Raw genomic sequence first — 333 nt, 5'->3', positions numbered from 1 at the left:
AGCTTTAATCTCAAATGGTGCGGCGTATAGGATTCGAACCTATGACGTTCTGATTCGTAGTCAGACCCTCTATCCAGCTGAGGTAACGCCGCGACTTGTTGATTATTATGCACATGGACTGAATAAAGGTCAAGCGTTTTTCAAAAAAAGTTATTGAATTTGATTTTTACTCATTTTTGACCACTTGATGCGATCTTCGACGCATCGTGATATAAGAAAAGCCTCCGTTACCGGAGGCTTTAAAATTCAATTGGTGCGGCGTATAGGATTCGAACCTATGACGTTCTGATTCGTAGTCAGACCCTCTATCCAGCTGAGGTAACGCCGCAACGC

General features: G+C 43.2%; 2 tRNA genes. Both read right to left on the bottom strand.

From position 1 onward, the window contains the following. Nucleotides 1–15: 15 nt before the first annotated feature. Nucleotides 16–92 (bottom strand) — tRNA-Arg (locus ARB25_RS09655). 159 nt (nucleotides 93–251) lie between these two features. Then, nucleotides 252–328 (bottom strand) — tRNA-Arg (locus ARB25_RS09650). Between the last annotated feature and the right edge of the window lie 5 nt (nucleotides 329–333).

It is taken from the genome of Collinsella aerofaciens (assembly GCF_001405375.1).
GTDB lineage: Bacteria > Actinomycetota > Coriobacteriia > Coriobacteriales > Coriobacteriaceae > Collinsella > Collinsella aerofaciens_F.
Note: the sequence above shows the minus strand (reverse complement) of the source record. Positions and strands in the feature narration are given on the sequence as shown.